The 24,513-nt window shown below is 47.4% G+C and carries 23 protein-coding genes and 2 riboswitches; of the genes, 2 read left to right on the plus strand and 21 right to left on the minus strand.

Annotation, left to right across the window (positions count from 1 at the left end; genetic code table 11):
• Positions 1-392: 392 nt before the first annotated feature.
• From cobA to H525_RS0119710, 12 genes are all read right to left on the minus strand, one after another.
• Positions 393-1,859: a uroporphyrinogen-III C-methyltransferase gene (gene cobA / locus H525_RS0119655; protein ID WP_027417595.1), complete on the minus strand. Its 1,467-nt coding sequence runs from the start codon at positions 1,857-1,859 to the stop codon at positions 393-395.
• 12 nt (positions 1,860-1,871) lie between these two features.
• A complete protein-coding gene (locus H525_RS0119660; RefSeq protein ID WP_027417596.1) occupies positions 1,872-3,269 on the minus strand; it encodes a cobyrinic acid a,c-diamide synthase CobB in 1,398 nt (465 codons plus the stop codon).
• An 18-nt stretch (positions 3,270-3,287) separates the two neighbouring features.
• Positions 3,288-4,445: a cobalt-precorrin 5A hydrolase gene (locus tag H525_RS0119665; protein WP_035102081.1), complete on the minus strand. Its 1,158-nt coding sequence runs from the start codon at positions 4,443-4,445 to the stop codon at positions 3,288-3,290.
• A complete protein-coding gene (gene cobM, locus H525_RS0119670) occupies positions 4,442-5,218 on the minus strand; it encodes a precorrin-4 C(11)-methyltransferase (RefSeq protein WP_027417598.1) in 777 nt (258 codons plus the stop codon). Before cobM ends, H525_RS0119665 begins: the two co-directional genes overlap by 4 nt.
• Positions 5,215-5,928 carry a precorrin-2 C(20)-methyltransferase gene (cobI, locus tag H525_RS0119675; protein ID WP_027417599.1) on the minus strand — a complete coding sequence of 238 codons (714 nt, stop codon included), beginning with the start codon at positions 5,926-5,928 and terminating at the stop codon, positions 5,215-5,217. The genes cobM and cobI overlap by 4 nt, the downstream gene beginning before the upstream one ends.
• Complete coding sequence (locus tag H525_RS0119680; RefSeq protein WP_035102083.1) at positions 5,929-7,137, minus strand: bifunctional cobalt-precorrin-7 (C(5))-methyltransferase/cobalt-precorrin-6B (C(15))-methyltransferase; 1,209 nt, start codon at positions 7,135-7,137, stop codon at positions 5,929-5,931.
• Positions 7,113-8,222 (minus strand): cobalt-precorrin-5B (C(1))-methyltransferase, encoded by a 1,110-nt coding sequence (locus H525_RS0119685; protein WP_027417601.1) that lies wholly within the window; start codon positions 8,220-8,222, stop codon positions 7,113-7,115. Before H525_RS0119685 ends, H525_RS0119680 begins: the two co-directional genes overlap by 25 nt.
• A 2-nt stretch (positions 8,223-8,224) precedes the next feature.
• Positions 8,225-8,875: a precorrin-8X methylmutase gene (locus H525_RS0119690; RefSeq protein WP_027417602.1), complete on the minus strand. Its 651-nt coding sequence runs from the start codon at positions 8,873-8,875 to the stop codon at positions 8,225-8,227.
• A complete protein-coding gene (gene cobK, locus H525_RS0119695) occupies positions 8,823-9,653 on the minus strand; it encodes a precorrin-6A reductase (protein WP_027417603.1) in 831 nt (276 codons plus the stop codon). The genes H525_RS0119690 and cobK overlap by 53 nt, the downstream gene beginning before the upstream one ends.
• Position 9,654: 1 nt before the next feature.
• Positions 9,655-10,638, minus strand: a complete 984-nt coding sequence (locus tag H525_RS24880; RefSeq protein WP_051331178.1) for a sirohydrochlorin chelatase — start codon at positions 10,636-10,638, stop codon at positions 9,655-9,657.
• A gap of 26 nt (positions 10,639-10,664) precedes the next feature.
• Complete coding sequence (cobJ, locus tag H525_RS0119705; protein WP_027417604.1) at positions 10,665-12,287, minus strand: precorrin-3B C(17)-methyltransferase; 1,623 nt, start codon at positions 12,285-12,287, stop codon at positions 10,665-10,667.
• 138 nt (positions 12,288-12,425) lie between these two features.
• Positions 12,426-12,606, minus strand: a riboswitch (cobalamin riboswitch).
• Between the two features lie 32 nt (positions 12,607-12,638).
• On the minus strand, positions 12,639-14,177 hold the full coding sequence (locus tag H525_RS0119710) for a cobyric acid synthase (RefSeq protein ID WP_027417605.1): 1,539 nt from the start codon (positions 14,175-14,177) through the stop codon (positions 12,639-12,641).
• A 217-nt stretch (positions 14,178-14,394) separates the two neighbouring features.
• Positions 14,395-14,582, plus strand: a riboswitch (cobalamin riboswitch).
• Positions 14,583-14,616: 34 nt separating this feature from the next.
• Between H525_RS0119710 and H525_RS24885 the strand changes: the two genes are divergently transcribed.
• On the plus strand, positions 14,617-15,438 hold the full coding sequence (locus H525_RS24885; protein ID WP_051331179.1) for a HoxN/HupN/NixA family nickel/cobalt transporter: 822 nt from the start codon (positions 14,617-14,619) through the stop codon (positions 15,436-15,438).
• 102 nt (positions 15,439-15,540) lie between these two features.
• Here the strand turns inward: H525_RS24885 and H525_RS0119720 are convergent, their stop codons facing one another.
• The 3 genes from H525_RS0119720 to H525_RS0119730 form a co-directional block, all read right to left on the minus strand.
• Positions 15,541-15,789 (minus strand): molybdopterin-dependent oxidoreductase, encoded by a 249-nt coding sequence (locus H525_RS0119720; RefSeq protein ID WP_035102086.1) that lies wholly within the window; start codon positions 15,787-15,789, stop codon positions 15,541-15,543.
• A gap of 39 nt (positions 15,790-15,828) precedes the next feature.
• The gene (locus H525_RS0119725; RefSeq protein WP_027417607.1) at positions 15,829-16,638 is read right to left on the minus strand and encodes an undecaprenyl-diphosphate phosphatase; all 810 of its coding nucleotides are present in this window, start codon (positions 16,636-16,638) and stop codon (positions 15,829-15,831) included.
• Positions 16,639-16,845: 207 nt separating this feature from the next.
• A complete protein-coding gene (locus tag H525_RS0119730; protein WP_027417608.1) occupies positions 16,846-17,766 on the minus strand; it encodes a hypothetical protein in 921 nt (306 codons plus the stop codon).
• Positions 17,767-18,042: 276 nt separating this feature from the next.
• Between H525_RS0119730 and H525_RS0119735 the strand changes: the two genes are divergently transcribed.
• Positions 18,043-18,429: a DoxX family protein gene (locus H525_RS0119735; RefSeq protein ID WP_027417609.1), complete on the plus strand. Its 387-nt coding sequence runs from the start codon at positions 18,043-18,045 to the stop codon at positions 18,427-18,429.
• A gap of 1 nt (position 18,430) precedes the next feature.
• Here the strand turns inward: H525_RS0119735 and H525_RS29755 are convergent, their stop codons facing one another.
• The 6 genes from H525_RS29755 to H525_RS0119760 form a co-directional block, all read right to left on the minus strand.
• Positions 18,431-18,583 carry a hypothetical protein gene (locus tag H525_RS29755; protein WP_211237045.1) on the minus strand — a complete coding sequence of 51 codons (153 nt, stop codon included), beginning with the start codon at positions 18,581-18,583 and terminating at the stop codon, positions 18,431-18,433.
• Positions 18,584-19,588, minus strand: coding sequence for a LacI family DNA-binding transcriptional regulator (locus H525_RS0119740; protein ID WP_027417610.1), 1,005 nt, complete (start codon positions 19,586-19,588; stop codon positions 18,584-18,586).
• Positions 19,589-19,900: 312 nt separating this feature from the next.
• The gene (locus H525_RS0119745; RefSeq protein WP_027417611.1) at positions 19,901-21,589 is read right to left on the minus strand and encodes a methyl-accepting chemotaxis protein; all 1,689 of its coding nucleotides are present in this window, start codon (positions 21,587-21,589) and stop codon (positions 19,901-19,903) included.
• Between the two features lie 159 nt (positions 21,590-21,748).
• On the minus strand, positions 21,749-22,636 hold the full coding sequence (fba, locus tag H525_RS0119750; RefSeq protein ID WP_027417612.1) for a class II fructose-1,6-bisphosphate aldolase: 888 nt from the start codon (positions 22,634-22,636) through the stop codon (positions 21,749-21,751).
• 27 nt (positions 22,637-22,663) lie between these two features.
• Entirely contained in the window at positions 22,664-22,960 is a 297-nt protein-coding gene (locus tag H525_RS0119755) for a substrate-binding domain-containing protein (RefSeq protein WP_027417613.1), read from the minus strand.
• A 59-nt stretch (positions 22,961-23,019) separates the two neighbouring features.
• Positions 23,020-24,480: a CoA-acylating methylmalonate-semialdehyde dehydrogenase gene (locus H525_RS0119760; RefSeq protein ID WP_027417614.1), complete on the minus strand. Its 1,461-nt coding sequence runs from the start codon at positions 24,478-24,480 to the stop codon at positions 23,020-23,022.
• Positions 24,481-24,513 lie beyond the last annotated feature (33 nt).

The raw sequence follows: 24,513 nt of genomic DNA on the forward strand, positions 1-24,513 counted from the left end.
CACTTTTACTCTCGCTCTTACGGCTACTGAATCAACATAAACTCTTGTATGCGCTTTATTTTTGCAGTTAGGACATTCATGAACCGGACTCCCATCCAAAGGATTCGTACAAGAATCGCACCATATCGTATGACATTCAGTGCATTGGTTAGCGGTACGTGCATAGTCATCTCTTTTTCCGCAGGTCGGGCATATTACCATCATTCTCATCCTTTCCGGTTAATACTTCAATATTATCATATTATTTTTATTCTTTTCACAAGTTATTATTTGGTAATTTTCAAGATCCAAACCAGTTAGAAAATTTCCTCGATCGTTTCTAAAAAAAGTTGCAATTTTATTTATTAATAAACAAAAACCAAACATAATGATATGTTTGGTTTTCGAATTTACTACTTATTTGTAAGATATGCGACCAAATCATCGAGGTTGGGAGATCGCAGGATATGCTCCACATGATATCCAGCTTCTTTCGCAGCCTGGGCTGACTTTTCCCCCATACACACGATCTCGGCGGTGGATAGAACATCATCCACACGCATGCCCGAACGGCTGAGGGAATCGGTAAGCGTCCGAACAGAAGCCGCGCTGGGGAAAATAACCGTGTCCACGTTTTCCTCCTGAAGCAGCCAAAGCATCCTTTTCCCGTATTCTTTAGACTCTTCTTTTTCATAAACAGCCAGCATTTCACATCCCCCCCACGCCGCACGATACCGCTTTTCATCCGACAGGGAAGAGGTATCTCCTACGATTAGCAGCTTACCCTCTCCCGCCATGCTTGCCGCGTCTTCTGAAGCAAGTCCGAGCGCGCGCAGTTTCTTCTTCGTCCGACCAGAAAGAGTATACAGCTGTGCCTGCATAGAGCGGATATCCCTGCCGCTTTCAAAAAAAACTTTGAAAAAGAAAGCGGCGCTGTCAGGGGACGTAAATAAAATTCGTTCAAACATGCCGATTCTGGCGAATACTTCTTCCGCTTTTTCGCCGCATGTGGGCCGGGTGAAGAAGTAGGGGTACTCGATAACATCCGCTCCCTGGTCCAATAATGCTTCCGCGATCCGGCCCGCTACACCTCCGGTTCGCACAACGAGTATCTGCCGCCCAAAAAGCGGCTTTTTTTCATACCACTTTATTTTTTCACGCAAGGTTACAATTTCACCCACAATAATAATGGCCGGATTCGTAAAGTCAGATTCCGCGACTTTTTTCACGATGGTTTCCAGTGTCCCTTCCAGCGTCTGCTGCCGGCCCATTGTCCCCCACCGGATAAGGGCGATCGGTGTTTCGGGACTTTTCCCGTGCATAATAAGCTGTTCGCAAATGTATGGCAGGTTGGAAACCCCCATATAGAAAGCAATCGTATCGATGCCCCTAGCGAGGGAAGGCCAATGGATAGAAGGGCGCCCGTCGATCGACTTATCGTGGCCTGTAACCATCGCAAAAGTTGTCCCGTATTCGCGGTGCGTGACAGGGATGCCGGCGTACGCTGGAGCTGCTATCCCGGCCGTAATGCCGGGCACGATTTCGTACGCAATCCCGCTGGCGGCAAGTTCCGCAGCTTCTTCGCCAACACGGCCAAACACCGCAGGATCCCCGCCTTTTAGCCGGACAACGTTTTTTCCTTCCTTTGCTTTTTCAACAAGGAGGGCGTTGATTCCTTCCTGCCGTAGGGTATGCCGCTTGGGCAGCTTTCCGCAGTAGATAAATTCTGCACCCGGCTTCGCATATGTAAGCAGGCGGGGATTGGCCAAGCGGTCATACACGATCGTGTCAGCCTGCCGCAAACATTCCATTCCACGGACGGTCATTAATTTTTCATCTCCGGGTCCTGCCCCGACTAAGTAAACTTTGCCTGTTTTCATCTTTTTCCCCTTCTACCATGCATTCTGTTGAGGATGCGCTTTTTTAAACGTTAAACATGCTGTAATCCAGCGCGTAACCAGTTCAGGTTGAGAAGCGAAATGAATGTGCGTGTATCCGGCGACAAGGTTTTCTTTCAGTATTCCCTCCGGCTTGCTGCCAAATCTACCTTTCGTTTCATAGGCCGCCGGCAGCTGCCCTGCAGGCTCAAACGTAGAATAGTGAAATTCGTGGCCGCGCGCCGTCTGCGCCGGTCCGAGCAAAAAATTTCCTTCCGTCCCCGTAACTTCCCGATACCCGAGTGCAGCCCGCTTTGCCTGCATGCACGCGCGTCCGGGTATCATACCGACCATCGGGTACGTTTGGCCGTCACTTGTCACAATCTCATCCGTTAAAAACATAAATCCTCCGCACTCGGCGAACGTTGGCGTACCGCGGTCGATGGCCATGCGTATGGAAGCCCGGCTCTCGCTTTTTTCCGCTAACACGGCAGCGAACTCTTCCGGAAAGCCGCCTCCGATATAAAGTCCGTCCGCATCATCAGGTACGGTGTCCCCGGCCAGCGGGCTAAAATATATAACCTCGGCTCCATGAGCTTCAAGCATCTCGATATTTTCCGGATAGTAAAAATTGAAGGCGGCATCCTTGGCTACCGCAATCCGGACAACAGGCGATTTTGCTTCCGAAGCCGTATGCCGGGCGGATTCCGGTACCGGCAAAGGCGGGGTATCCGCTATTTCCAGGAGCCGGTCCAAATCAATTTGTTCGGAAATAATATCGCCGGCCCGGTCGAACAGCGGCTGCAGTTCCCCGCGTTCCACCGCGGGAAGCAGACCCAGGTGCCGTTCGGGAATTTGAATGTCCGGGTTCCGTACAATAGTGCCCAGTAATGGAATGCCGCACTCCTGTTCAACCGCCTGTTTAATCAGTTGACCGTGTCCAAGGCTCCCTGCATGATTGGCAATGACACCGGCAATGGAAACGGCAGGATTTAGCAGTTGAAATCCTTTCACCACGGCGGCCGCACTGCGCGCCATGCTGTGGACATTTATCACAAGCACAACAGGCGTTCGGGTTATGATGCTAATCTCAGCCGTACTCCCGGTATCCTCTGTCGGGCTTTTGCCGTCATACAGGCCCATCACGCCTTCAATAATGGAAATATCGGCCTCACTGCTTCCGTTATGGAAAACTCGTCGAACCACGTCTTCCGACAGCATCCAGCTATCGAGGTTGCGCGAGGGCCGGCCTGTAATTGCAGTATGGTAAGCAGGGTCAATATAATCCGGTCCGCATTTAAATCCCTGTACGACGAACCCTTTTCTTTTTAACGCTGCCATTAAGCCGAGTGTGATCGTCGTCTTGCCCGCTCCACTTCCTGTCCCTGCAATAATTATACGTTTATTACCCAAAGATTCCACTCCTATATTTTAATAAGAAAGAACGCCAACCGATATCGTTACATTCCCGGATTTTCGTTTGATTAGTTCTAGCGGATCGTTGTTGTTGATATACCTCCTGCAGGCCGGCTCGCTCACCCCAAAGGCACCGGTATACTTGTAAACCGTTTCCGACGGCTGCTCGATATGCATTTCATTCAGTTGTTCTGGCGTATAATAGACGAATTCCCAGCCATATTTTCTGCAAACTTCCAACAATCCCTCTTCATTCTTTTTGAGATCGATGGTGCAGATAGCCTTTACGCTCCGAATAGAAAACTGCAAATCATCCAGCGCACGTTGGATAACCCCTTCAATCTCATCCGCTGAAGTCCCCCGGTTGCAGCCGATGCCAAGCACAATCACCTTCGGCCGGTACAGCACCCCGTTATGCAAAATTGCTTCTTCGTCATGCGAAAGCAGGCGGTGGGTGACAACGAGCGCCGCATTCGGCTGGGCGGCGAGGGCATCCTCTATCGAGCCGTATCGTTTTAGTGACGCAGGCATCGGCGTCTCATGCATCCACCAGTTCTTTTCCCCCGATTCCTGCACGATTGCTACATGTTCTTCGTTAACGACAGACGCGCTAACAGGCGTTAATTTTTTCTCGGACACGGGGTCCCACTCCCAGCCAAACCGCCGGCCGAACAAATCAACCGGTATCGTTTTTTGCACATCCGAAGCGGTTGTGATCACCGGTTGCGCACCAAGCATCGCTGCGACTTCCCGCGTTAATTCGTTCGCACCGCCCAGGTGGCCGGATAACACGCTGATTGCGAATTCGGCGCGGTCATCAACCACGACGACACCGGGGTCGACTTTCTTGTCCTTCAATAAAGGGGCAATCATCCGGACAACCGCACCGAGAGAGATAAACACAATCAATCCATCGTAAACGGGGAAAAGCGCCGGGAAGAGAAGGCGCACACTGCCGGAAAACAGTTGAATTCCTTTGTCCGCTTCATCTCCCCGTTCAAATTTGTTCATATAGTATAAGTCCGCATCGGGAAACCTGGAATAAAGCGAACGCGCCATCTCCACCCCGTGGCGCGTAATCGCTACGATCGCGTATTTCCCTGTCTGTTTGACGGACGGAATGACGCCTTCCGTTAATGGAATGATTGTGGTTCCGGTTGTGGCTTCTTTCATGATGAAACACCCCGGCGAAAGCGGTGGGTAAACGCCGCATCATACAATTTCGATCTGAATTGATTTTTGTCCGTAATCTCCGGATCCAGCGCCCAGCCAGCCAGAATCATCGCATGGGAGCGGATGCCGTTTTCCCGCATATCGTCAGCTAATTGCTCAAGCGTGGAGTGGATAATTTTCTGGTCCGGCCAGCTTGCACGGTACACGACAGCAACCGGAGTGTCCGGCCTCCACCCGGCTGCAAGGAAGTCTTCCACGACTTTTTTTACAAGGGTCGCGCTGAGGAACAGGGCGATTGTGCAGTGGTGGGAAGCCAAATCCTTTAATTTTTCCCGCTCGGGCACGGGCGTGCGTCCCTCCGCGCGCGTCAAAATTAATGTCTGCGTTAAATCCGGCACGGTTAATTCGGCCCCGAGCGCAGCTGCCGCGGCAAATACGGAGCTAACACCGGGGACGATTTCATACTCGATTCCCTGCTGCTTTAAAAGTACCATTTGTTCAAGAATCGCGCCGTATACGGCAGGATCCCCGGTATGGACACGAACCACGACCTTCCCCTGCTTTACCCGCTCAGCCATAATGTCTACCATTTCCTCAAGTGTCATGCCGGCGGTCTTCAACACCTCGGCGTCCGGCTTCGCCCGGTTGATCAGCGCTTCATTCACAAGGGAGTCCGTCCAGAGAATGACATCCGCCTGCTGGAGAAGCTTTAAACCTTTGACCGTAATTAAGTCCGGATCTCCCGGACCTGCCCCGATGATGTACACTTTCATTTTCTCACCACCATTAACGTTAAGTATTCCAGTTCCAGCCCCTTGAGTTCCGTTACATCCGGCCATATCACTTCTTCGCCGGACGTGACTTTCGTTACGACCGACGCTTTGTCTGCCAGCCCTAATTCCTGCAGCAAGTCAACCATCATATCGATGACTTTCGCCACCTTGATAAAAACAACACAATCGTGGTTTGTCAGAGCGTCTCTCATCTTCTCTTTATCATCCGTTGCCGGTATGATGGCGACATGCTCATCCCCGTCGGCAAGCGGAAGGCCAAGCCGCGAAGCGACCCCATTTACGGACGAAATACCCGGAATCGAAACAACCTTTACGTCCGGATGCTGCTCCTGCATCAAACGCATCATATGAATAAACGTACTGTAAAGAAGGGGGTCTCCTTCGGTGATAAACGCGACATCCAGACCTTTAGCCAGGCGCTCGTATACCTCCTGTACCGTATGATTCCACTCGCGATCCAGAGCGGCCTGATCTTTCGTCATCGGAAAAATAAGACCAAGCATTTCTTTTTCATGCTGATCGATATACTGCTCGGCAATAAGATACGCGTAGCTTTTGCTTCCCTTGCGCTTTCTCGGATACGCGATGACCGGCGATTCCTTCATGATGCGAAACGCCTTTACGGTAATGAGTTCCGGGTCACCCGGCCCCACACCTACTCCATACAATGTTCCTGTGCCAGTCGCCACCTACATCTCCTCCTTACGGGATGCCGTTATGATATAAACAGGATTCAATCCTTCAAATCGGTTCATATGTAAAATCGGTTTGCTCCTTGAGATTTGGGCAAGTGTGACCGACGTTTGATAGCCTTCTTCCGCAAACGTCTGCATCGCTTCATACAGTGTCTCAATCGCTGCTGCATTCAGCACAATACGCCCGCCAGGTTTCAGGCGCGAACAGCAAACATGGAGCAGTTCTTTCATTTCGCCGCCGCTGCCACCGATAAAAACCGCGTCCGGGTCGTCAAACGTTTCCAGCCCGGCCGGCGCCTTCCCGTGAACAGCGGTAAAGTCCGTCCGAAAACGGCGCATATTCTCGTGGCAGTTCTCCAGGTCGGCTTCATTTTTCTCGATCGCAAATACGGAACCCTCCCTGCACAAACGTGCGGCTTCGATCGCCATCGACCCCGTACATGTTCCGATATCCCAAACCGTACTGTCGTTTTTCAATTCCAGAGCAGCCAAACTAAGCACCCGGATTTCTTTTTTTGTAATGAGTCCTTTGTCCGGCTTTCGCTGGGCAAACGCTTCATCAGGGATACCGAGCGGCCAGTACGGTGACGGGGAGACACGCTTTAACACAACAAGATTCAGGGGCGAAAACTCCCGTTCGGACATTTCTTCAATGGTCATCCACGAAGTCCGCTCACCCGCCCCGCCCAGGTTCTCGGCAACGAACGCGTTGTATTCGGTCATACCAAAAGAAAGCAGGTAGCGTGCGATGGCTCCTGGATTGTTTTCCGCATCCGTAAGCAAACACACTTTATCGAGGCCGTCCACTTTCTGGGCAAGCCCTCCCATGCTCCGCCCATGCACGCTAAGAAACGTGCAGTCGTGCCAGCTTTCCTTCATCAAGGCGAAAGCTTGCTGGATCGAGCTTATGCCCGGGTAAATTTCAACAGGCAGCTTTTTCGCGAGATAAGAACCGATGCCATAAAACAGCGGGTCTCCGGAAGCGAGGACGACAGTATTTTTACCGGCTTTCCCGATTCGTTCCACAATAGCCGTAAGCCCGCCTTTGATCGGAAGAATTTCTCCATGGTAGTCAGGAAAAAAACTTACATGCCTTTCTCCTCCGACAAGCAGTTCGCTTTCTTCAATCCACTTCTTATATAAAGGAAGCAAACTGTCGCTTCCACTGTCTCCTATTCCTATGACTCTAATGGTCGATCGCAAGGGATCCTCCCCCTTCCCAACATTTCACTTTTCATGGTAATCACGACGGCTTCCACGTCCACTCCGCCGCCCATTTCCTTCAGGCAGGACTCGCAAATAGAATGGCACAACTTTTCAAAAAACGACGGGTACCCCAGTTGCTGCATCATGTCCCCTACCTGTGAGGCGGTGTTTGCGTCCCTCACCTGCGCGACGATCTCTTCAGGCACACCGGCCTCTTCCGCCAGGCGGGCCAAAAAGCCGAAATCGACTGGGGCGCTCTTGGAATGAACCATCATAACCCCCTGTGCGACTTTAGAGAACTTACCCATCATTCCGACCAGTGTAATCCGCTTGACCGCGTGCGATTTGCACACTTTTAATGTAAAACCGACAAAGTCTCCCATTTCGATAAAGGCTTCTTCCGGGTATTCCTTATACAGTTGCATCGCGAATTTCTCGCTTTTGCCACCGGTTGTTACGATAAGGTGCTCACAGCCGGCAAGTACAGCAACATTTACAGCCTGTTCGATGCTCGCTTTATAAGCCGCGCTGGAGAAAGGATAAACAATTCCTTTCGTTCCGAGAATCGAAATGCCGCCGATAATGCCAAGGCGCGCATTCATCGTTTTCTTGGCAATTTCTTCCCCCTTCGGAACCGAAACAATCACGCGCACACCCCGGCTGATTTCATAGTCCCTCAGTACGGACAGCACCGTTTCCTCTATCATTTTACGCGGAACAGGATTAATCGCAGCTTCGCCAACCGGTACAGGCACACCGGGTTTTGTAGCGCGGCCAACCCCTACGCCGCCGTCAATCTCAATACCTGGTTCATTCCGCCAGCTTACCGTCGAAACGATCAGCGCACGATGGGTAGCGTCCGGGTCATCGCCAGCGTCTTTAATGACACCTGCTGATGCGCTTTCCTCTGTAAACTCGACACTTTCCATATGAAAACCAACAATGTCGTTCGTCGGAAGAATGATTTTTACATCTTTGATTTCTTCCTGATGAAGTAACGACAGGAGGGCGGCCTTCGCAGCAGCCGTTGCATTCGATCCCGTTGTATAGCCATGCCGCATTTTTGCCGGATCTTTTTCCATGTCTATCCCCGCTTTTCCGCTAAAATCGAGAGGGCGTTGACAGCGGCGACAGCGACCGGGCTTCCACCTTTGCGGCCGATATTCGTGATATAGGGGATATCGAGCTTGGCAAGTTCTTCTTTCGACTCGGCAGCCGAGACAAAACCGACCGGCACACCGACGATAAGGCCCGGGCGCGCCTGACCTTCTTTGACTAAACGAATCAATTCAAGCAGGGCTGTTGGCGCATTCCCGATGGCAAAGATGCCGCCGTCCGCTTCTTTCACTGCTTTGCGCATCGAGATAATCGCGCGCGTCGTATTCAGGCGCTTCGCTTCTTCCATCACGTCACGATCCGAAATGTACACATGGACACTCCCGCCAAACTTTTCAAGGCGCGGCTTGCTGATTCCCACCTGCACCATCTGCACGTCGGCTACTACTTTCCGGCCTTCGCGAATGGCGCGAATCCCGGCTTCGATCGCCTCGGGGTGAAACACGAGGCTTCTTCCCAGTTCAAAATCGGCGGATGCGTGGATAACCCGCTGTACAACGGGATACTGCTCTTCGGTGAAAGGATGCGTCCCGAGCTCTTCGGTAATCATTTCAAAACTTTTCCCTTCAATCTCCTGCGGTTGTACGGTTAACGGTGTAAAGTCTGTATGAAAGTTCATGGTTTTTCCCCTCCCCTATTTTTTCGCGCAAAGCATACAAGATATCGTCAAAGCCGGAAAACACCGTGCCGTAATCGATCTTTGGCCGGGCAATCATAACAATCGGGATACCCAATTCAACAGCAGCCTCCACCTTTTCATCGACAGAACCTACTTTGCCGCTTTCTTTCGTAATCATAAGAGTCGTGCCGTACTGCTTATACAACGCCATGTTGAGTTCTTTGGAAAAGGGCCCCTGTAAGGCGATAATGTTTTTCTGCTCGACCCCAAGCTGTTCGCATTTCTCCATGTTATCTTTGCGCGGCAGCATACGGGCTACGAGTGTCAAATCAGGAAGCCCAAGCAATTTTTTCGTAAAAATTTGCAGCGTTTTGCTTCCGGTTGTTAGCATGACAACTCCCTTGTGCCGGGCAGCCAGTTCGGCAGCTGCTTCATAATCCTCCACCACAGTCACAAGCGGGTGAATGCTCCCATCCGCTGAAGCGCGCTCGTAGCGAATGAAAGGGACTCCTGCTGCATGAGCGCCTTCCAGTGCGTTGCGGGACGCCTCTTCGGCAAACGGGTGACTCGCATCCACCACACACGTAAACCCTTTTTCCTGTATCAACTGCCGGATTTCGTCCGCATTCATTCGCCCGACACGCACGGGCAACCCGGCCTCCTGCATGCTCTTTGCCGCACTGTCCGTCACCACGGTTGTAAGCAATTCGTAGCCTGCTTGTTGAATCGTGAGCGCCAATTCTCTCGCATCACTTGTTCCCGCAAGAACGAGGACCATATTAGACCGTCTCCTTTTCTTTTGCATCACCGGAACGTTCGGGGTCCTGATGGGAGTGGTGGTGGTCGTGTTCATGATGAAGTTCATGGGCATGATCATCATGGTGATCCCCGTGATGATGGTGGTGACCATGATCATGATGGTAGTGACCATGGTCATGATCATGGTCATGGTGTAAATTCAACTGTTTGACCGCAAATAAACGGTACTGGCATGTATCGCAGTTCATTTTCACTTCATCCTGGAGCGCTTCACGGGCCCGTTCAAGAAAAATCTCATGCAGGGCTGGATGGAAGCCCAGGTATTCCGTCATCACAAACGCACGGTCAGGATAGGCGGACCGGAACGTTACCAGCTTCTCTTCCATCCGCTTCATCAGGATGCCGGTAAAGAGCAGGTAAGGAACGAGGACGACCCGCTTGGCCCCAAGTGCCAGGCACCGCTCGATTCCTTCTTCGACGGAAGGAGCCGTGACACCGATAAAACACGTTTCAACCCACCGTACGTGCAGGCGTTCCCACAATAAGCGTGAAAGTTTGTATACATCACCGTTTGCATCCGGATCACTGCTTCCCCTGCCAACGATAAGAATCGCTGTATCGCCTGATTCTTCTTCTGTGTTAAAGCCGGCTTCATTCAGACGCGCCTCCAGAATGGAAAACACTCCATCATGAATGCCAATCGGCCGGCCATACGTAAACGAAACATGCGGATAGTGTGCGCGTGCATGGTCAATCGCCGCCGGAATATGGATTTTGGAATGGCCGGCGGGGAAAAGCATCATCGGAATCACGACAACCTCAGCAGCCCCCTGCTTCAAACAGTTGTCAATTCCCTCGTTAATCCCCGGGTGTGCAAATTCAAGAAAACACGTTTCAATGATTGGAACATCCAGTTCACCTTTGAACTTTTCAACAAACGCAAGAATCTCTGCATTTCCCTGCGGATCCTTACTTCCATGCCCCACAAATAATACAGCTTTCATCGGTTCCCCTCGCTTTATCAATTTTTTTAATCCCCGCACACAGCTTCTACTAAAACCTGAACCGGCGCGTCCTCGTGTCTAAACCCTTCAATTTCTTTTACTCGCTTAAAAAATTTATAGAACCGCTCATTCGGATGCCCTTCTGCCTTATATTTCCGCATAATTTTTTCCAACGTTTCAACGATTTCATCCGGTTCAATCCCTTCCGCTACCGGCTGTGCCACATGGGCATTACGGCCGGTTGTTTTTGCCCCGAGGAACAAATCAAATTTTCCCTTGCGATAAACAAGGCCGATATCCTCCGTGACCGCCCCGTAGCAGGACATGCCGCAGCCGTTAATTCCAATTTTTAATTCTTTCGGCACACTCATGCCGCCCATAAGTTCCTGCAGCTTTTCAGCATATGGCATCGCATCCGTTTTTTCACCGTTGCAAAAATCGCACGCTTTAATGCTCACCACGTCTCCCACCGGCAGGACAATCAGCCCCGTTTCCCGCAATTTCCCGGTGATCACCTCAGGACAATCCGTCGGAACACTGACGTTAATCTGGTGGTGCGGCGTATATTCCATCGTGCCATTTTCCCCAACGATTTCAGCCAGCGCGATCAGTTGGGCGGACGTTATCTTCTTGTTTGCCACGCCAGGTGACACGGCAAATTCAAAAATCGATTCCTGAACGAAAGCCCGCGGGGCAGCAGGAACAGCCGGGACAGATACTGAAGCTCCTTTCGTCCCCTGAAGCCTGCTTAACGCTTCCTCAGCCAGGAAACGGGGGGAACTCTTTTCGTTTTTTTTATCCGCCCCCACTGTATGCAGTGCCCACGGCTCGTTCTCTTCGCGCAGGCGCTGGTGGGGGGCAAGCGTCTGTTTTTCGGCATCCAGTGTATACTTTCGCTGGTATCCGCGCGGGGTGATTATTTTTCCGTCATACACTGAGGTTGAATTGTTCCCGATGATAACAGTGGTCAGCATCCCGATTTCATGGTCAAGCATATGCTCCAGATCAGTAACGATGACCGACTGGCGGTCACGGTAGGCGCTTTTCACAAGACCGACAGGCGTCCGGGGCGAACGGTATTGTAAAAGAATTCTCTGCGCTTCCTCAATCTGGCGGGTCCGCCGTCCGCTCTTCGGGTTATAGAGCGCAATGACGAAGTCAGCCTCCCCTGCCGCTTCGATCCGCCTGGCGATAAGCTCCCACGGTGTTAAATGGTCGCTTAAGCTAATCGTACAGGCATCGTGCATCACCGGGGCACCCAATAGGGACGCGCAGGAGTTAATCGCAGAAATACCGGGAATCACTTCAACGGTCACGCCGTCCCTTTCCGACCAGTTTTTTTCCATGAGAACTTCATACACAAGTCCGGCCATTCCATACACCCCGGCGTCCCCGCTGGAAATAACGCCAACGACCTTTCCAAGCTCCGCCTGGCGGACGGCCTCCTGTGCACGGCTTACCTCTTCCGTCATCCCTGTCTGAACAATCTGCTGATCCTCACGCAGGAGCCCACGCACAAGATCAACGTACGTGGTATACCCGAGGATCACTTCGCTTTCTTCAATCGCTTTCCGCGCTCGCTCGGTAATGTGGTCAAAACTTCCCGGTCCGAATCCGATGATGAGCAGTTTTCCTCTTTTGTTTTCCATTTTCTCACCTCAAGGTTTTTTGGAAAAAATAATAAAGGACGCCTCCCGGAAGAGACGTCCTTTTTCGTATGTTTAAACGTTACAAGCAGTTTATACACAGAAATGTAGCAGAACACCTCTCCTATATCCCCGTAGGATGGGTCCATCCAGCAGCAGGCAAGTATCCTGGCTTAAGACTCAAACGCGATTCATGCCTTCCCGGATTTCTCCAGTGGCCTTATGAATCGCTCGTCTTTTACAGTGGCGGGACCGCGACGGATTTGCACCGTTCTTCCCTGTGTGAATGTGCATTACATTCCTCTACTGCTTATCTATTCATTTTTATGTACTTAATCATAATTCATAATTATTCTATTTGTCTACAGGAGATGCTGTTGTCATCGGCCTCTTACTTTTTGTCATGCGCATAATCTCATATACCTTCTCCATATCGAGATGCTGTCGTACGAGGGCTGCAAGCGAAGCATAGCTGGCCTCCCTGCGGACGGACTCCGCTTCCACTTCATCCTGTACGACAGGCAATCCTTTATCGGTCCGGATGGTATTCAGCCATGCGCGCGTGAACGAACGGTTGTGAAAAATCCCGTGCAGGTAAGTTCCCCATACCTTTTCGTTTTCCGTTATCGTTCCATCGGTCCGCTCACCTTCCAACGCAAACATTGGAGAACTTCCAGCCTCCCTAACCGTTTGCCCAAGATGGATTTCATACCCTTCCACATGGCACCCTTCCGCAAAACCTGTGCACACTTTTCCCTGCACTCTGACGGTTCGTTTTCCCGCCTGAAAGGTGGTATGGATGGGAAGGAGACCAAGCCCATTCATTTTGGCATGGTTTGATTCGATGCCATCGGGGTCATGTAAAGTAAGTCCGAGCATTTGGTAACCGCCGCAAATGCCCACGACACACCTCCCTTCATTCGCCGCTTCACGAATGAAGGCCGCAATCCCCGTCGTTTTCAACCAGTGCAAATCATCGGTTGTGTTTTTTGTCCCCGGAATAATAATGACGTCCGCGGCTTTCCAATCCGCCAGGGAAGAGACGAGCCGAACGGTAACTCCCGGCTCGTCATAGAACGGGTCAAGGTCTGTAAAATTGGAGATGTGCGGCAGCCTGATAATAGCTACCTTTAATGCGTCCGCAGCCTCATCCTGCTTTTTCAGCTGTAAAGATGTCAGGGCAAGGGAGTCTTCTGCATCAATCCCGGTCATTGCATACGGGATGACACCCAGTACCGGAATGCCTGTCCGCTCTTCCAACCAGGCGAGTCCCGGCTCCAAGATAGAGAATTTTCCGCGAAATTTATTAATGATAAACCCTTTTACCCGAGCGCGTTCTTCTTCATCGAGCAATTCCAACGTTCCCACCAGTGAAGCAAAAACCCCGCCTCTGTCGATATCCGCCACAAGAATGACAGGCGCATCGGCAAGCTTCGCTACCCGCATGTTAGCAATATCGCGGTCCTTTAAGTTAATTTCAGCAGGGCTGCCCGCTCCTTCAATGACGAGGACTTCGTACTCTTCTGCGAGGCGCCCGAGCGATTCCTGCAGAATCGGAAGAGCTCTTGGTACATAGTCGTTGCGATAGGCACTCGCTTCCATATCCGCATAGTGTTCGCCCCTTACAATCACTTCAGCCACCATATCTTTTTTCGGTTTTAGCAGAATTGGATTCATATCCGCTGTCGCTTCCACCCGGCAAGCCTCCGCCTGAACTCCCTGCGCACGCCCAATCTCCTTGCCGTCTCTCGTGATATAAGAATTCAAAGCCATATTTTGTGATTTGAACGGAGCCACCCTCCAGCCGTCTTCATAGAAAATCCGGCACAGCGCCGTACATAAAACACTTTTCCCCACATCCGACGAGGTTCCTTGCAGCATAATTGCTTTCATTCTGACACTTCCCTTCCCCGTTCTTCAAGTATCCGTATCAAACCGTATGCCGTTGTAATACGGTTCATTGTAGGAGAAAAGCTTTCGTTTTGTCCACTGCTAAATTGTCGTCCTAAATTTTCCTAGCAAAATGAAATTTTTTCTGTTATCCTATCCGAGAGAACAGACAAACTAGTTCAGACAACTTGGCTCACGCCAAAAATCAAATGTAAAAATTAGAAAATGCAGGCGGCTAGGTGCCTTTGTAAAAACAAGGCGTAACAGGGAATCGGGTGAAAATCCCGAGCGGTCCCGCCACTGTAACCGGGGAGTTCTCTTTTCAACGATGCCACTCGACCACTGGGGAAGGCGATTAGAGTTCGATGATCCGGGAGCCAGGAGACCTACCTAGATGCCCACGCCAAACAACCTTCGCGGAAAGGAAAGGTGTAAGTAGTTTATGGAAAATGTATCGCTGCTTTTTCTCGTATTTGTATTAGGGCTCAGGCACGGATTGGACGCGGATCATCTGGCCTGCATTGACGGGCTAACCCGCTATAACTGGCGGATAGGGAGTTCCATATCCCGCTGGGTAGGCACGCTGTTTTCTTTCGGACACGGTCTCGTTGTTGCAAGCGTATCCATTATTTTGGCGATGTTCAGCCGAAAATTCACGTTTCCGGATTACTTCGACAGTATGGTCACGTGGATTTCCGTAATTTCCCTGCTTCTTATTGGCACATTAAACGTCTACAATCTTGTAAGCAGAAAATCGGCTCAAACAAACTTTCAACCGAAGGGAATCAAGGGGAAATTTCTCCCCCGTTTCATTCAGGAGACGTCCAACCCTTTTCTCGTCATTCTCGTTGGGGGCCTGTTCGCGTTAGCCGCTGATACGGTAAGCCAAACATCGGTATGGGCGCTTGCAGCCGGACATTCAACCAAATATATGCCTTATATTTTAGGGGTTACGTTTATGGTTGGAATGATGATTACGGATACAATCGATTCGATGATTGTCTATCGAATGATGACCCAATCGAATAAACTGGGGCAATCGACCTCACGAATCATGGGATGGGTAATTGTGGCACTCGCCTATGGGGTTTCTCTTTATGAAGCGTTTACATACTTCTATCCGAATTCCAAGGTAGATTTTGAAATTGTTGGGGTTATCATCTTTATGTTCCTTGTTCTGTGGTTCGTAATCGTAAATCTGCGGATGCGTTCCCAAGCAAGCGAAATAGCGAAGCCCGGCAATGCCTCTGGAAAAACATTGTAAGCAAGCCGGATATTTCGGCTTGCTTTTTTAGGTAATTCAAATTTTTGGCCGCTTATAAATAGAGCGTAATTACACTACTACGTTGCTGCTTACCATTAACTGTTAAGAATGCCGAACGGTTTTAAGATAAGCAAGCAGTTCTTCCCATCCGGTTGTATGTTCAGCAATGAACCGGTGGTCATCGTACCCTTCCTCAAGGATGATTCGCAACATGCCGTTCACGAGTGCTGTGTCTGCTCCCGGCTTTATCTGCAGGTGGAGATCGGCGATTTTGGTTGTCCCTGTCACACGCGGATCAATCGCAATGATAAACGCGCCGTTTGATTTTGCCTTCCGCAAATAAGGCATCATCGTTGGCTGAGAGCTGTTTTACAGGCGAGAAACGCATTTCTAAATCCATGTACTAAGTAATACCAAAATACCTACTACCCAACAATAGTACGCAAACGGGCGCATTGCATTGATTTCATGCGTCTTGAACCATCGCATTAAAATCCAAACACTTAGAAAAGCAAAAATCCCGGACATCAAACCGCCAAGCAGAGACATTTGCAGCAAGCCATGCGTACCAGATTTTAAAATTTTAGGAATCTCAACTATGCTAGCTCCTGCAATGATTGGAGTGGCTAACAACATAGAAAAACGCGCAGCCGCTTCATGCTTTAATCCCATCCAAAAACCGGCCGTCATACTAGATCCAGAACGAGAAAAGCCTGGGATTAGGGCAAGCGATTGAAATAAGCCAATCATAACAGCTTGTCCAACGGTTAAATCCTCAATTTCTTTACTGCCTTTCGAACGAAGCCTCTCTCCGAAAAAAAGGAGAAAGCCGTTGATAATCAAAAAAATAGATGCACTGGTTACGTTACTGAATATATGTCGTAGCGGTTTTTCAAAGATAAGGCCTATCAAGGCTGCAGGTATTGTTGCAACAATAACCATGAACAAAACTTTTTTACTGCCGCTAAAAATAGATTTAATGATCTCAACCCACTCTTTCCAAAAAAACAAAAGCAAGGCAATCGCTGTTCCTAAATGAAGCATAACAACGTATGGCAGGAAATGTTCTTGGAGAAATTGCTGATCCAAATTCCAGTGAAACACATATGGTGTCAGCACACCATGGGCTACACTACTAATTGGAAATAATTCGGTTATTCCTTGAATGATTGCAAAAATCAAAGTTTGAATAGTGTTCAAAATAAAATCCAACCTTTCGTTATATATTTAACAATAAAAAAATCTTATCACATTTTATCTTCCTAAAACTTTAAGACATTACTAAATAAATGTTAAGCTAATGCTTCAATCCAGTACACCTTTATTAATATACGTTCTGCAAAAAAGAGATTATTGCGGGCAATTTAAAAAGCCGTTCCGTGTATGGAACGGCTTTTTAGTTATCTCTTAATTCTGTGTTGTGGCAGCTGGTTGTACATTGATTGAATCAGCTGTAGTAGGCTGGGGAGCTGGAGTCGGAGCTGGTTCTGTAGTAGCCGAACCACTAATGATTACATTTAAAGCTGCCGTTACACTTTGCTTGGTTGTTAGAATTTGCTGCTTACTAGTTAAAATTTGTTGTTTTAATTCAACGATTTGGTTAAGCGCGGTGGCAGCTGCGGCATAGTTTTTTGCTTTCATTGCTTGACGGAACGTATCCCATTGGGATTTCTTTTTAGCTTCTAATGGTTTAATAGAAGCCCATTGATTTTTTTCCTGTACCCATAAGGTATGTATAGAGGCAAAAGATTGTTTGTTATCGCTAACCCCATCTTTTCGAGAAGCCAAAACTTGTTGATATTGGCTTCTTAAAGCTTTTAATTGATTGTTGTCATCCTTAATTTTAGCCTGAATGGCAGCAAGTGCAGTTTTATCTTTGCTTTTTTTGGCTGCCTTTGCTAAATCGTATTGAGCTTTTAGGTCATCACGAATGCTCTTTCCTTGCTGAGCTAAAGATTGAAGCTGAGTTTTTATAGCAGAATGGTCGTCTTTGTGAGCAGCCTTCTGCCCTTTGAGTAAATCTTCATTTTTTGTTGTTTGAGCCTTCAATTGGGTATCCATTTGTTTGTCTTGCTGGCGAAGTTGAACAATTTGGGCATAAATTTGTTTAATGGCTTGAACTTGTGGGTTAACTGTTTTACCAGCTTTCGGCAGAGTTACTGTAATTGGGGGGGCAGGAGTGGTTGCACCATCAGCAGTAGATACATCAGAAGTAATGATTGTAGTTGCATTATTAACCGCTGTTCCGTTCGTTGAATCAGCAAATACAGAAGAAGATAACACGGATAAAGACGCAAATACAGCAAAAGCCACTACTTTCTTTTTCATTTTGCTTTCCTCCCATATATTTCATTTTTGGTTTAAACCTTTTGATGCCTTTACTTTATATGTATTACGTGTCTACTATAAGTCGAAAAGATTAATTTACTATTAGAATTAGATTTATTTATGATTAAAGACCTGCATAGGGGTAGCTGCACTTTCGCCAGGCTGCGGATTTTGTCTCTAAATTGTTTATTTGTACTTTACAAAAGTAAGTTAATAATTTATTATAATTGTATATAGTAAGTAACTATTCAAAAATAGATTTAGGAGGGCAAAAAGATGATCAATCTTGGACTTTTACTTATTCGTTTGGTCATAGGGTTAACATTTATGGGGCACGGTGCACAAAAATTGTTTGGTTGGTTTGGCGGATATGGGTTAAAAGGAACCGGAGGATGGTTGGAATCCATCGGAGTGAAACCAGGTGTATTGATGGCCTTTTTGGCTGGAGCAGGTGAACTGGTCGGAGGGATTTTGTTTGCTGCCGGAGTCTTGACTCCAGTTGGTGCTTTTCTCATTGTCGTAACGATGTTAGTCGCTATCTTTACGGTTCACGGAAAAAATGGATATTGGGCAACCGAAAACGGTTTTGAATATAACCTTATTTTGATTGCCGTTGCCATTGGCGTGGCTCTCATTGGCCCTGGGGCTTATATTCTTTTTTAATTCATACCCGGTAATGATGGCCAGCACATGAGAAAAACCCGGAAGGCGGAGAAATGTAGCCGTCTTCCGGGTTTTTTCCGTATGTTTCGTTATTTCGCACGAACGGCATACATAGCAGCCGCTCCATCCACTCTTTGCTCGTTACTCTCTTCAATTAATGGATGACGGGCGGCTTCGTAGAACCTCGATAAATCATTTCCGGTAATAACACAACTCGTCTCTTCATGTTTGTCGCGCCTTCAATTCTCTGTACTAATAAATCCATGACCTGGCGACCCATTTCTTCAATCGGTTGAGCCACGGACGTTAGCGGGGGATTAACGCTTGTTGCAAGAATTGTGTTATCGAATCCAATAATCGACAAATCATCTGGAAAAGTAAGGCCGTATTCTCGCGCCGCCTGCATGACGCCCACGGCTAATAAATCATTACATGCAAAAATCGCAGTAGGCCGTTCTGTAATCGTAAGCATTTCCCGAGCTTGTTGTTTGCCTCCTTCAATGGTCGAATCACAGACATAGATGAAACGTTCGTCCAAGTCCAGACCAGCATCGGTCAACGCCTGTCGATAGCCTCGAATCCGTTCCTTGCTACTTCGCGCATTCTCTGCAAAAACTGCAATTCTTTTATGGCCTAAGGATATTAAATGTTCAGTGACTTTATATCCCCCCAGATAGTCATCCACGGTTACACTATCGGCGGCAAGCGATGGAATATCCTGCGAAATGACAGCAATCGGAAACTTCTCATCGACTAATTGCTTTAAAATCTCATCATTGTTAAAACCGGCTGCCAGAATAATGCCATCCACGCTTTTTTGCCGTAAAAGAGCAATATACTTCGCTTCCTTATTAGAATCATTATCGGTACTGCATAGGACAATGCTAAAACCTAATTCATGCCCTCGATTCTCCACACTTCTAGCAATTTCCGCAAAGAAAGGGTTTGCAAGGTCGGGGATAAGCAAGCCAATTGTATACGTACGTTTTCCCGTGAGTGCAGACGCCACGATACTGGGTCGGTAGCCAAGTCTGTCCATCACGTCCATCACTTTTTTTCTCGTTTTATCACTGATTCTTCCGGTATTATTAATAACCTTCGAAACCGTAGCAATAGAGACTTCGGCTTCCCTTGCAACATCATAAATCGTTGGTTTCATCTCACACCACTTTTTACATTAGGATACGGGGAAAAGCCCCAGATTACCTCTCTATTATAACTGGTTATGAGAAGTTCTTCCATGCACCGGCTTTATATAAATTAAGGCGGTTCATTCACATATTCTAAAGCTATAAAGGCACCCCAAATCACTATAACTATAAAAATGGTAGGGGCTATTTTTTGCCGAATTTCATAGATGAAGATGAACAATCCCTTCACAAACCAAATGATAAAGAAGCTAATGATGTTCATCTACATAGACACAGGGAAAGAACATTCCCGGATCTAAAACAGTTGAATACACAGTCGTTTATATTTTGAAATTTCCTACCATCATTTGCAACTCTCCTGCCATTTTAGATAAAGACAAGGCAGAGGCAGAGATTTCTGTCATAGAAGATAATTGTTCTTCAGTTGAAGCTGCCACATTTTGCGAATTGGTTGATACTTCTTTTGCAATCTGCGTCATTTCTGTCACAGAAGATGCCACCTGTTTGGAACCGGCCGATATATGTTGGGCTGTGGCTGAAATCTCTTGAATTTGCTGGGTAATTTGTTTCATGGAATCTAAAATAAGATTAAATTTTTCTTCGGATTCATAAGCAACATCCATACCGACTTGGACTTCATTTTTTACATGACTCATCGCTTGAACAGAGCGTTGGGTATCCCTTTGAATTTCTTGGATGAGTTCGACAATTTGTTTGGCGGAGATATTTGACTCTTCAGCTAATTTACGAACTTCATCGGCAACCACAACAAAACCCCGCCCATATTCCCCCGCACGAGCTGCTTCAATCGCTGCATTCAAAGCCAATAGATTGGTTTGGCTTGCAATCCCCGTAATGGTATCTACAATCTTCACAATTTCCTCGGAACGTTGTTGCAGAGATTGGATAGTCATATCTGTTTCAGAAACCGATTGATGAATAGAATTCATTTGAGCCAAAGTTTTTTCAACGGATTCCCCACCTTCCTCTGCTTGTTTCATCGTATGAATAGATGCACCTGATATCATAGAGGCATTTTCGGACATATGCTGAACACCTTGCGTAATCTCACTCAAGGATTTGGAACTTTGTTCTACTCCCTGTGTTTGGCTTTCTGAACCACTGGCGATTTCTTGAATAGAAGCTGCAATTTGTTCTGCTGCCTTGCTCGAATGTTCGGCACTTGCTGTTAATTCTTTCGATAAGGAAGCCACATGTTCAGCACTAAAACTAATTTCTAAGATAAGCTCACGCAGATTTTTGGCCATTTTATTAAAAGAACGGGCTAAATTCCCGATTTCATCCCGCTTTTTAATTTGAATGTCTTCAATAGACAAGTCACCCGAAGCAATTCGTTCCGCCTCTTTTGCCATGGAAACAATGGGCTTAGATATGGATCTTGAGATCAAGTAACCTGTTAAAATAGCTAACATGAACGCAATAACACTGATGAATAGAATGGTCATAGCAATTTTATTCACCGTTTCCGTGTTTTTTTTCGAGCCTTCGTCCATTAATTTTTGTTCATCATTTGCAATCATAAAGGATTGTATTGTCATTTCTTGATTAATCGGATCAACCTTTGAATTTAGTAACAGGATTGCTTCAACACGATTGGTTTTAAGTGTTCCAACGGCTTGTTGTGCGTTTTTCTGGTATTGACGGTTTAATTCCTCTATTTTTCTAAATCCCTGCATATTAACATCTTCTTTTGTCAATGTTAATGCTTGACTGACATGTTTATTTAGGTTTTCACTGTTTTCTTGAAAACTTAGCAAATCAATTTGGCTGGGCATTAAGAGATACTCAGTTAAAGACTTTTCCTCTTGAGCAATATCATATTGAATATCTTTTGCAAGACTTAAAATATGTGCCCGTCTATCTACTAGATCGGAATAAGAGGCATTTATTTTTTTAATATAGGAATAAGAAATACCATTGATAATCTCGAGAATAATTGTAATGGCGAAAAATCCACTGATTAATTTTTTCTTTACAGTTAACTTCATATAGCTACCTCATTGAACTAATTTTGAAAAAGCTTTAAAGATGATTCGTTTCTTCCTATGAATAATACATTGTTTCGTATCTCCCTATCTTCATGAATGACACCCCCCATCTAGTGGATTACCATCGGATGGGGGAGATCGATAAGTATCTAAAATTTTCTATAACTCTAGTGGAATTAAACCGAATGCTTTTTGAGAGCAGCCGAATTCACGCATTTTCCTTTTCACCGTTACTTTTACCGCTTCTCTTGCAGGGCCTAAATATTTTCGCGGGTCATAATCCGTTGAATTTTCTGATAGGAAACGGCGTATCGTTTCCGTACAAGCCAGTTGGTTTTCTGTATTCACGTTGATTTTGGCGGTACCTAAAGAAATAGCTCGTTGAATATCCTGGGTAGGAATACCAGTACCGCCATGTAGTACAAGGGGAACACCTGTTAATTTCCCGATTTTCTCCATTTGGGAGAATCCCAGCCGTGGCTCCCCTTTATAGGGTCCATGAACCGAACCTAATGCCGGTGCGATGCAGTCTACCCCTGTTTCTTGGACTAATCGAACACACTCTTCCGGAATGGCATACATTGCGTCCGCTTCATCCACAATTAAATCATCTTCTTGTCCACCGATTCGCCCTAACTCTGCTTCCACGGAAACCCCTAAAACCTTCGCAATCTCCACCACTTTTTTCGTTGTGGCGATATTCTGTTCCAAAGGGTGGTGTGAAGCATCAATCATCACCGAAGAAAATCCGGCATCCATGGCTTGAATACACATTTCCGGCGAGGAACCATGATCCAAATGCAACGCAACAGGAACGCTGACCTTTAATTCTTCGATAAGTGCACGGACCATCAATGACACGACTTTCAATCCCCCCAAATAGGGAATATACCCCGGACTGACAGCAAGGATCACGGGAGATTCTTCTTCCTGTGCCGCCTGCAAGATCGCTTGGGCAAATTCGAGATTATTGACGTTAAAATGACCTATCGCATATTTGTTTTCTAAGGCCTGTTTTAACATCTCTTTCATTGAGACAAAAGGCATTTATCCTCACTTCCTTATCAGTGCAAATTAAACCCACACTCGCTCTTTGGAGACAAACGCTTGGGTTGAACTCCGTAAAACCAATTCCGGCAGTAAGACAACCCGCCTTTTCATCGTGCATACTCCTTCAATCCGTTGGATCAATAAATCAACCACCTGATGTCCCATATCCCGGATCGGTTGAGATACGGTGGTTAAAGGAGGTTCGACGCTTTTCGCTAAATTGGTATTGTCAAATCCAACAAGGGATAAATCATCGGGAATCGTCAGTGTAGCAATAGAGACGCCTGCTTCTCGGGCCACATCGTAAATGGTTGGTTTCATTCTCCACATCCTTTAGGTATAGGAATACCAGGGGAAACCCCCGGTTTTAGAAAAGGCGATTACCAACGAGCGGTCACCATTTTCTTTCTAGTGTAGAATTCGACACCATCCGAACCATTGGTATGAAGATCCCCATAGAAGGAATTTTTCCAACCGGAGAACGGGAAAAACGCCATCGGTGCAGGAACGCCCAAGTTCACTCCTAACATACCGGCATCGATCGTTTCGCGGAATTGACGAACGTTGCTACCATTCTGGGTAAAAATACAAGCCCCATTCGCAAATTCGGATTGATTGGTCAACTCAATAGCTTCCTCCAGCGTGTTCACACGAACAACGGATAAGACGGGGGCAAAAATTTCGTCTTTCCAAATTTTCATGTCGGTGGAAACTTGGTCAAAGATCGTGGGTCCGACAAAATATCCTTTTCCATTTGTCGCTGCATCTTGACGTCCATCGCGTAACAAGATCGCTCCTTCATTTTTACCGATCTCAATATATTTCACAGTTCTTTCTTTATTGCTGTCCCGAATCACAGGACCAAGAAAGACTCCTTCTTCCAGTCCGTCCCCGATTTGAAGTTCATCTGCCGCTTGTACTAGCTTGTCAACAAGCTGATCCCCAATGTCTCCAACCGCCACGACGACGGAGCAAGCCATGCATCGTTCACCGGCGGAACCAAATGCGGCGTTTATGATTTGATTTACAGCGTCATCCAAATTGGCATCCGGCATCACAATGGAGTGGTTTTTCGCTCCCGACAAAGCTTGCACACGCTTGCCATAAGCCGCACCAGTTTTATAGATATATTCCGCAACCGGTTGAGATCCCACAAACGAGATAGCTTTCACATCGCGATGCTCCAACAATCCGTTTACCACATCGTGAGCCCCATGAACGATATTCAGAACGCCATCCGGCAATCCAGCTTCTTTGAACAGTTCAGCCAGGCGAACCGCCAATAGAGGAGTCCGCTCGGAAGGCTTTAAAACAAAGGTATTTCCGCAGGCAATGGCTAATGGAAACATCCAGCAAGGAACCATCATCGGAAAGTTAAATGGCGTGATTCCCCCTACGACTCCAATCGGATAGCGATACATCCCGGATTCCACATTCGTTGCAATATCCGGCAATTGTTTCCCCATCATGAGGGTAGGAGCGCCTGCTGCAAACTCCACACACTCAATCCCGCGTAGCACTTCTCCATAGGCTTCTCCGTAGCTTTTCCCGTTTTCCAGTGTAACCAGGCGAGCAAGTTCTTCCCAATGCTCCACCAATAGCTGTTGATACTTGAACAGGATGCGGGCTCTGCGAGGTACAGCAGTCCGGCTCCAGGTTTTAAAAGTTTCCTTGGCTGCTTGAACGGCTTGATTTAAATCGTCCTTCAAAGAAATCGGAACATATGCAAGGATTTCCTCAGTTGCCGGGTTATAAACTGGATCCAATTTTCCGGAAGTGGATTCTACCCATTGTCCGCCAATAAAGTTTTTCAAGGTTTGTATTGTAGTTGTAGATGTCATGATCTAAAATCTCCTCTCTGATTTTCATTTTTA

The organism is Aneurinibacillus terranovensis DSM 18919, assembly GCF_000430625.1.
Classification (GTDB): Bacteria; Bacillota; Bacilli; order Aneurinibacillales; family Aneurinibacillaceae; genus Aneurinibacillus_B; species Aneurinibacillus_B terranovensis.

Bases quoted from the DNA above. Each gene is read 5' to 3' on its own strand.
- cobA (WP_027417595.1), bottom strand. From the start codon at position 1,859: ATGAAAACAGGCAAAGTTTACTTAGTCGGGGCAGGACCCGGAGATGAA.
- H525_RS0119665 (WP_035102081.1), bottom strand. From the start codon at position 4,445: ATGAAAGAAGCCACAACCGGAACCACAATCATTCCATTAACGGAAGGC.
- cobM (WP_027417598.1), bottom strand. From the start codon at position 5,218: ATGAAAGTGTACATCATCGGGGCAGGTCCGGGAGATCCGGACTTAATT.
- H525_RS0119685 (WP_027417601.1), bottom strand. From the start codon at position 8,222: ATGGAAAAAGATCCGGCAAAAATGCGGCATGGCTATACAACGGGATCG.
- H525_RS0119690 (WP_027417602.1), bottom strand. From the start codon at position 8,875: ATGAACTTTCATACAGACTTTACACCGTTAACCGTACAACCGCAGGAG.
- cobK (WP_027417603.1), bottom strand. From the start codon at position 9,653: ATGGTCCTCGTTCTTGCGGGAACAAGTGATGCGAGAGAATTGGCGCTC.
- H525_RS24880 (WP_051331178.1), bottom strand. From the start codon at position 10,638: ATGAAAGCTGTATTATTTGTGGGGCATGGAAGTAAGGATCCGCAGGGA.
- cobJ (WP_027417604.1), bottom strand. From the start codon at position 12,287: ATGGAAAACAAAAGAGGAAAACTGCTCATCATCGGATTCGGACCGGGA.
- H525_RS0119710 (WP_027417605.1), bottom strand. From the start codon at position 14,177: ATGAAAGCAATTATGCTGCAAGGAACCTCGTCGGATGTGGGGAAAAGT.
- H525_RS24885 (WP_051331179.1), top strand. From the start codon at position 14,617: ATGGAAAATGTATCGCTGCTTTTTCTCGTATTTGTATTAGGGCTCAGG.
- H525_RS0119720 (WP_035102086.1), bottom strand. From the start codon at position 15,789: ATGATGCCTTATTTGCGGAAGGCAAAATCAAACGGCGCGTTTATCATT.
- H525_RS0119730 (WP_027417608.1), bottom strand. From the start codon at position 17,766: ATGAAAAAGAAAGTAGTGGCTTTTGCTGTATTTGCGTCTTTATCCGTG.
- H525_RS0119735 (WP_027417609.1), top strand. From the start codon at position 18,043: ATGATCAATCTTGGACTTTTACTTATTCGTTTGGTCATAGGGTTAACA.
- H525_RS0119740 (WP_027417610.1), bottom strand. From the start codon at position 19,588: ATGAAACCAACGATTTATGATGTTGCAAGGGAAGCCGAAGTCTCTATT.
- H525_RS0119745 (WP_027417611.1), bottom strand. From the start codon at position 21,589: ATGAAGTTAACTGTAAAGAAAAAATTAATCAGTGGATTTTTCGCCATT.
- fba (WP_027417612.1), bottom strand. From the start codon at position 22,636: ATGCCTTTTGTCTCAATGAAAGAGATGTTAAAACAGGCCTTAGAAAAC.
- H525_RS0119755 (WP_027417613.1), bottom strand. From the start codon at position 22,960: ATGAAACCAACCATTTACGATGTGGCCCGAGAAGCAGGCGTCTCTATT.
- H525_RS0119760 (WP_027417614.1), bottom strand. From the start codon at position 24,480: ATGACATCTACAACTACAATACAAACCTTGAAAAACTTTATTGGCGGA.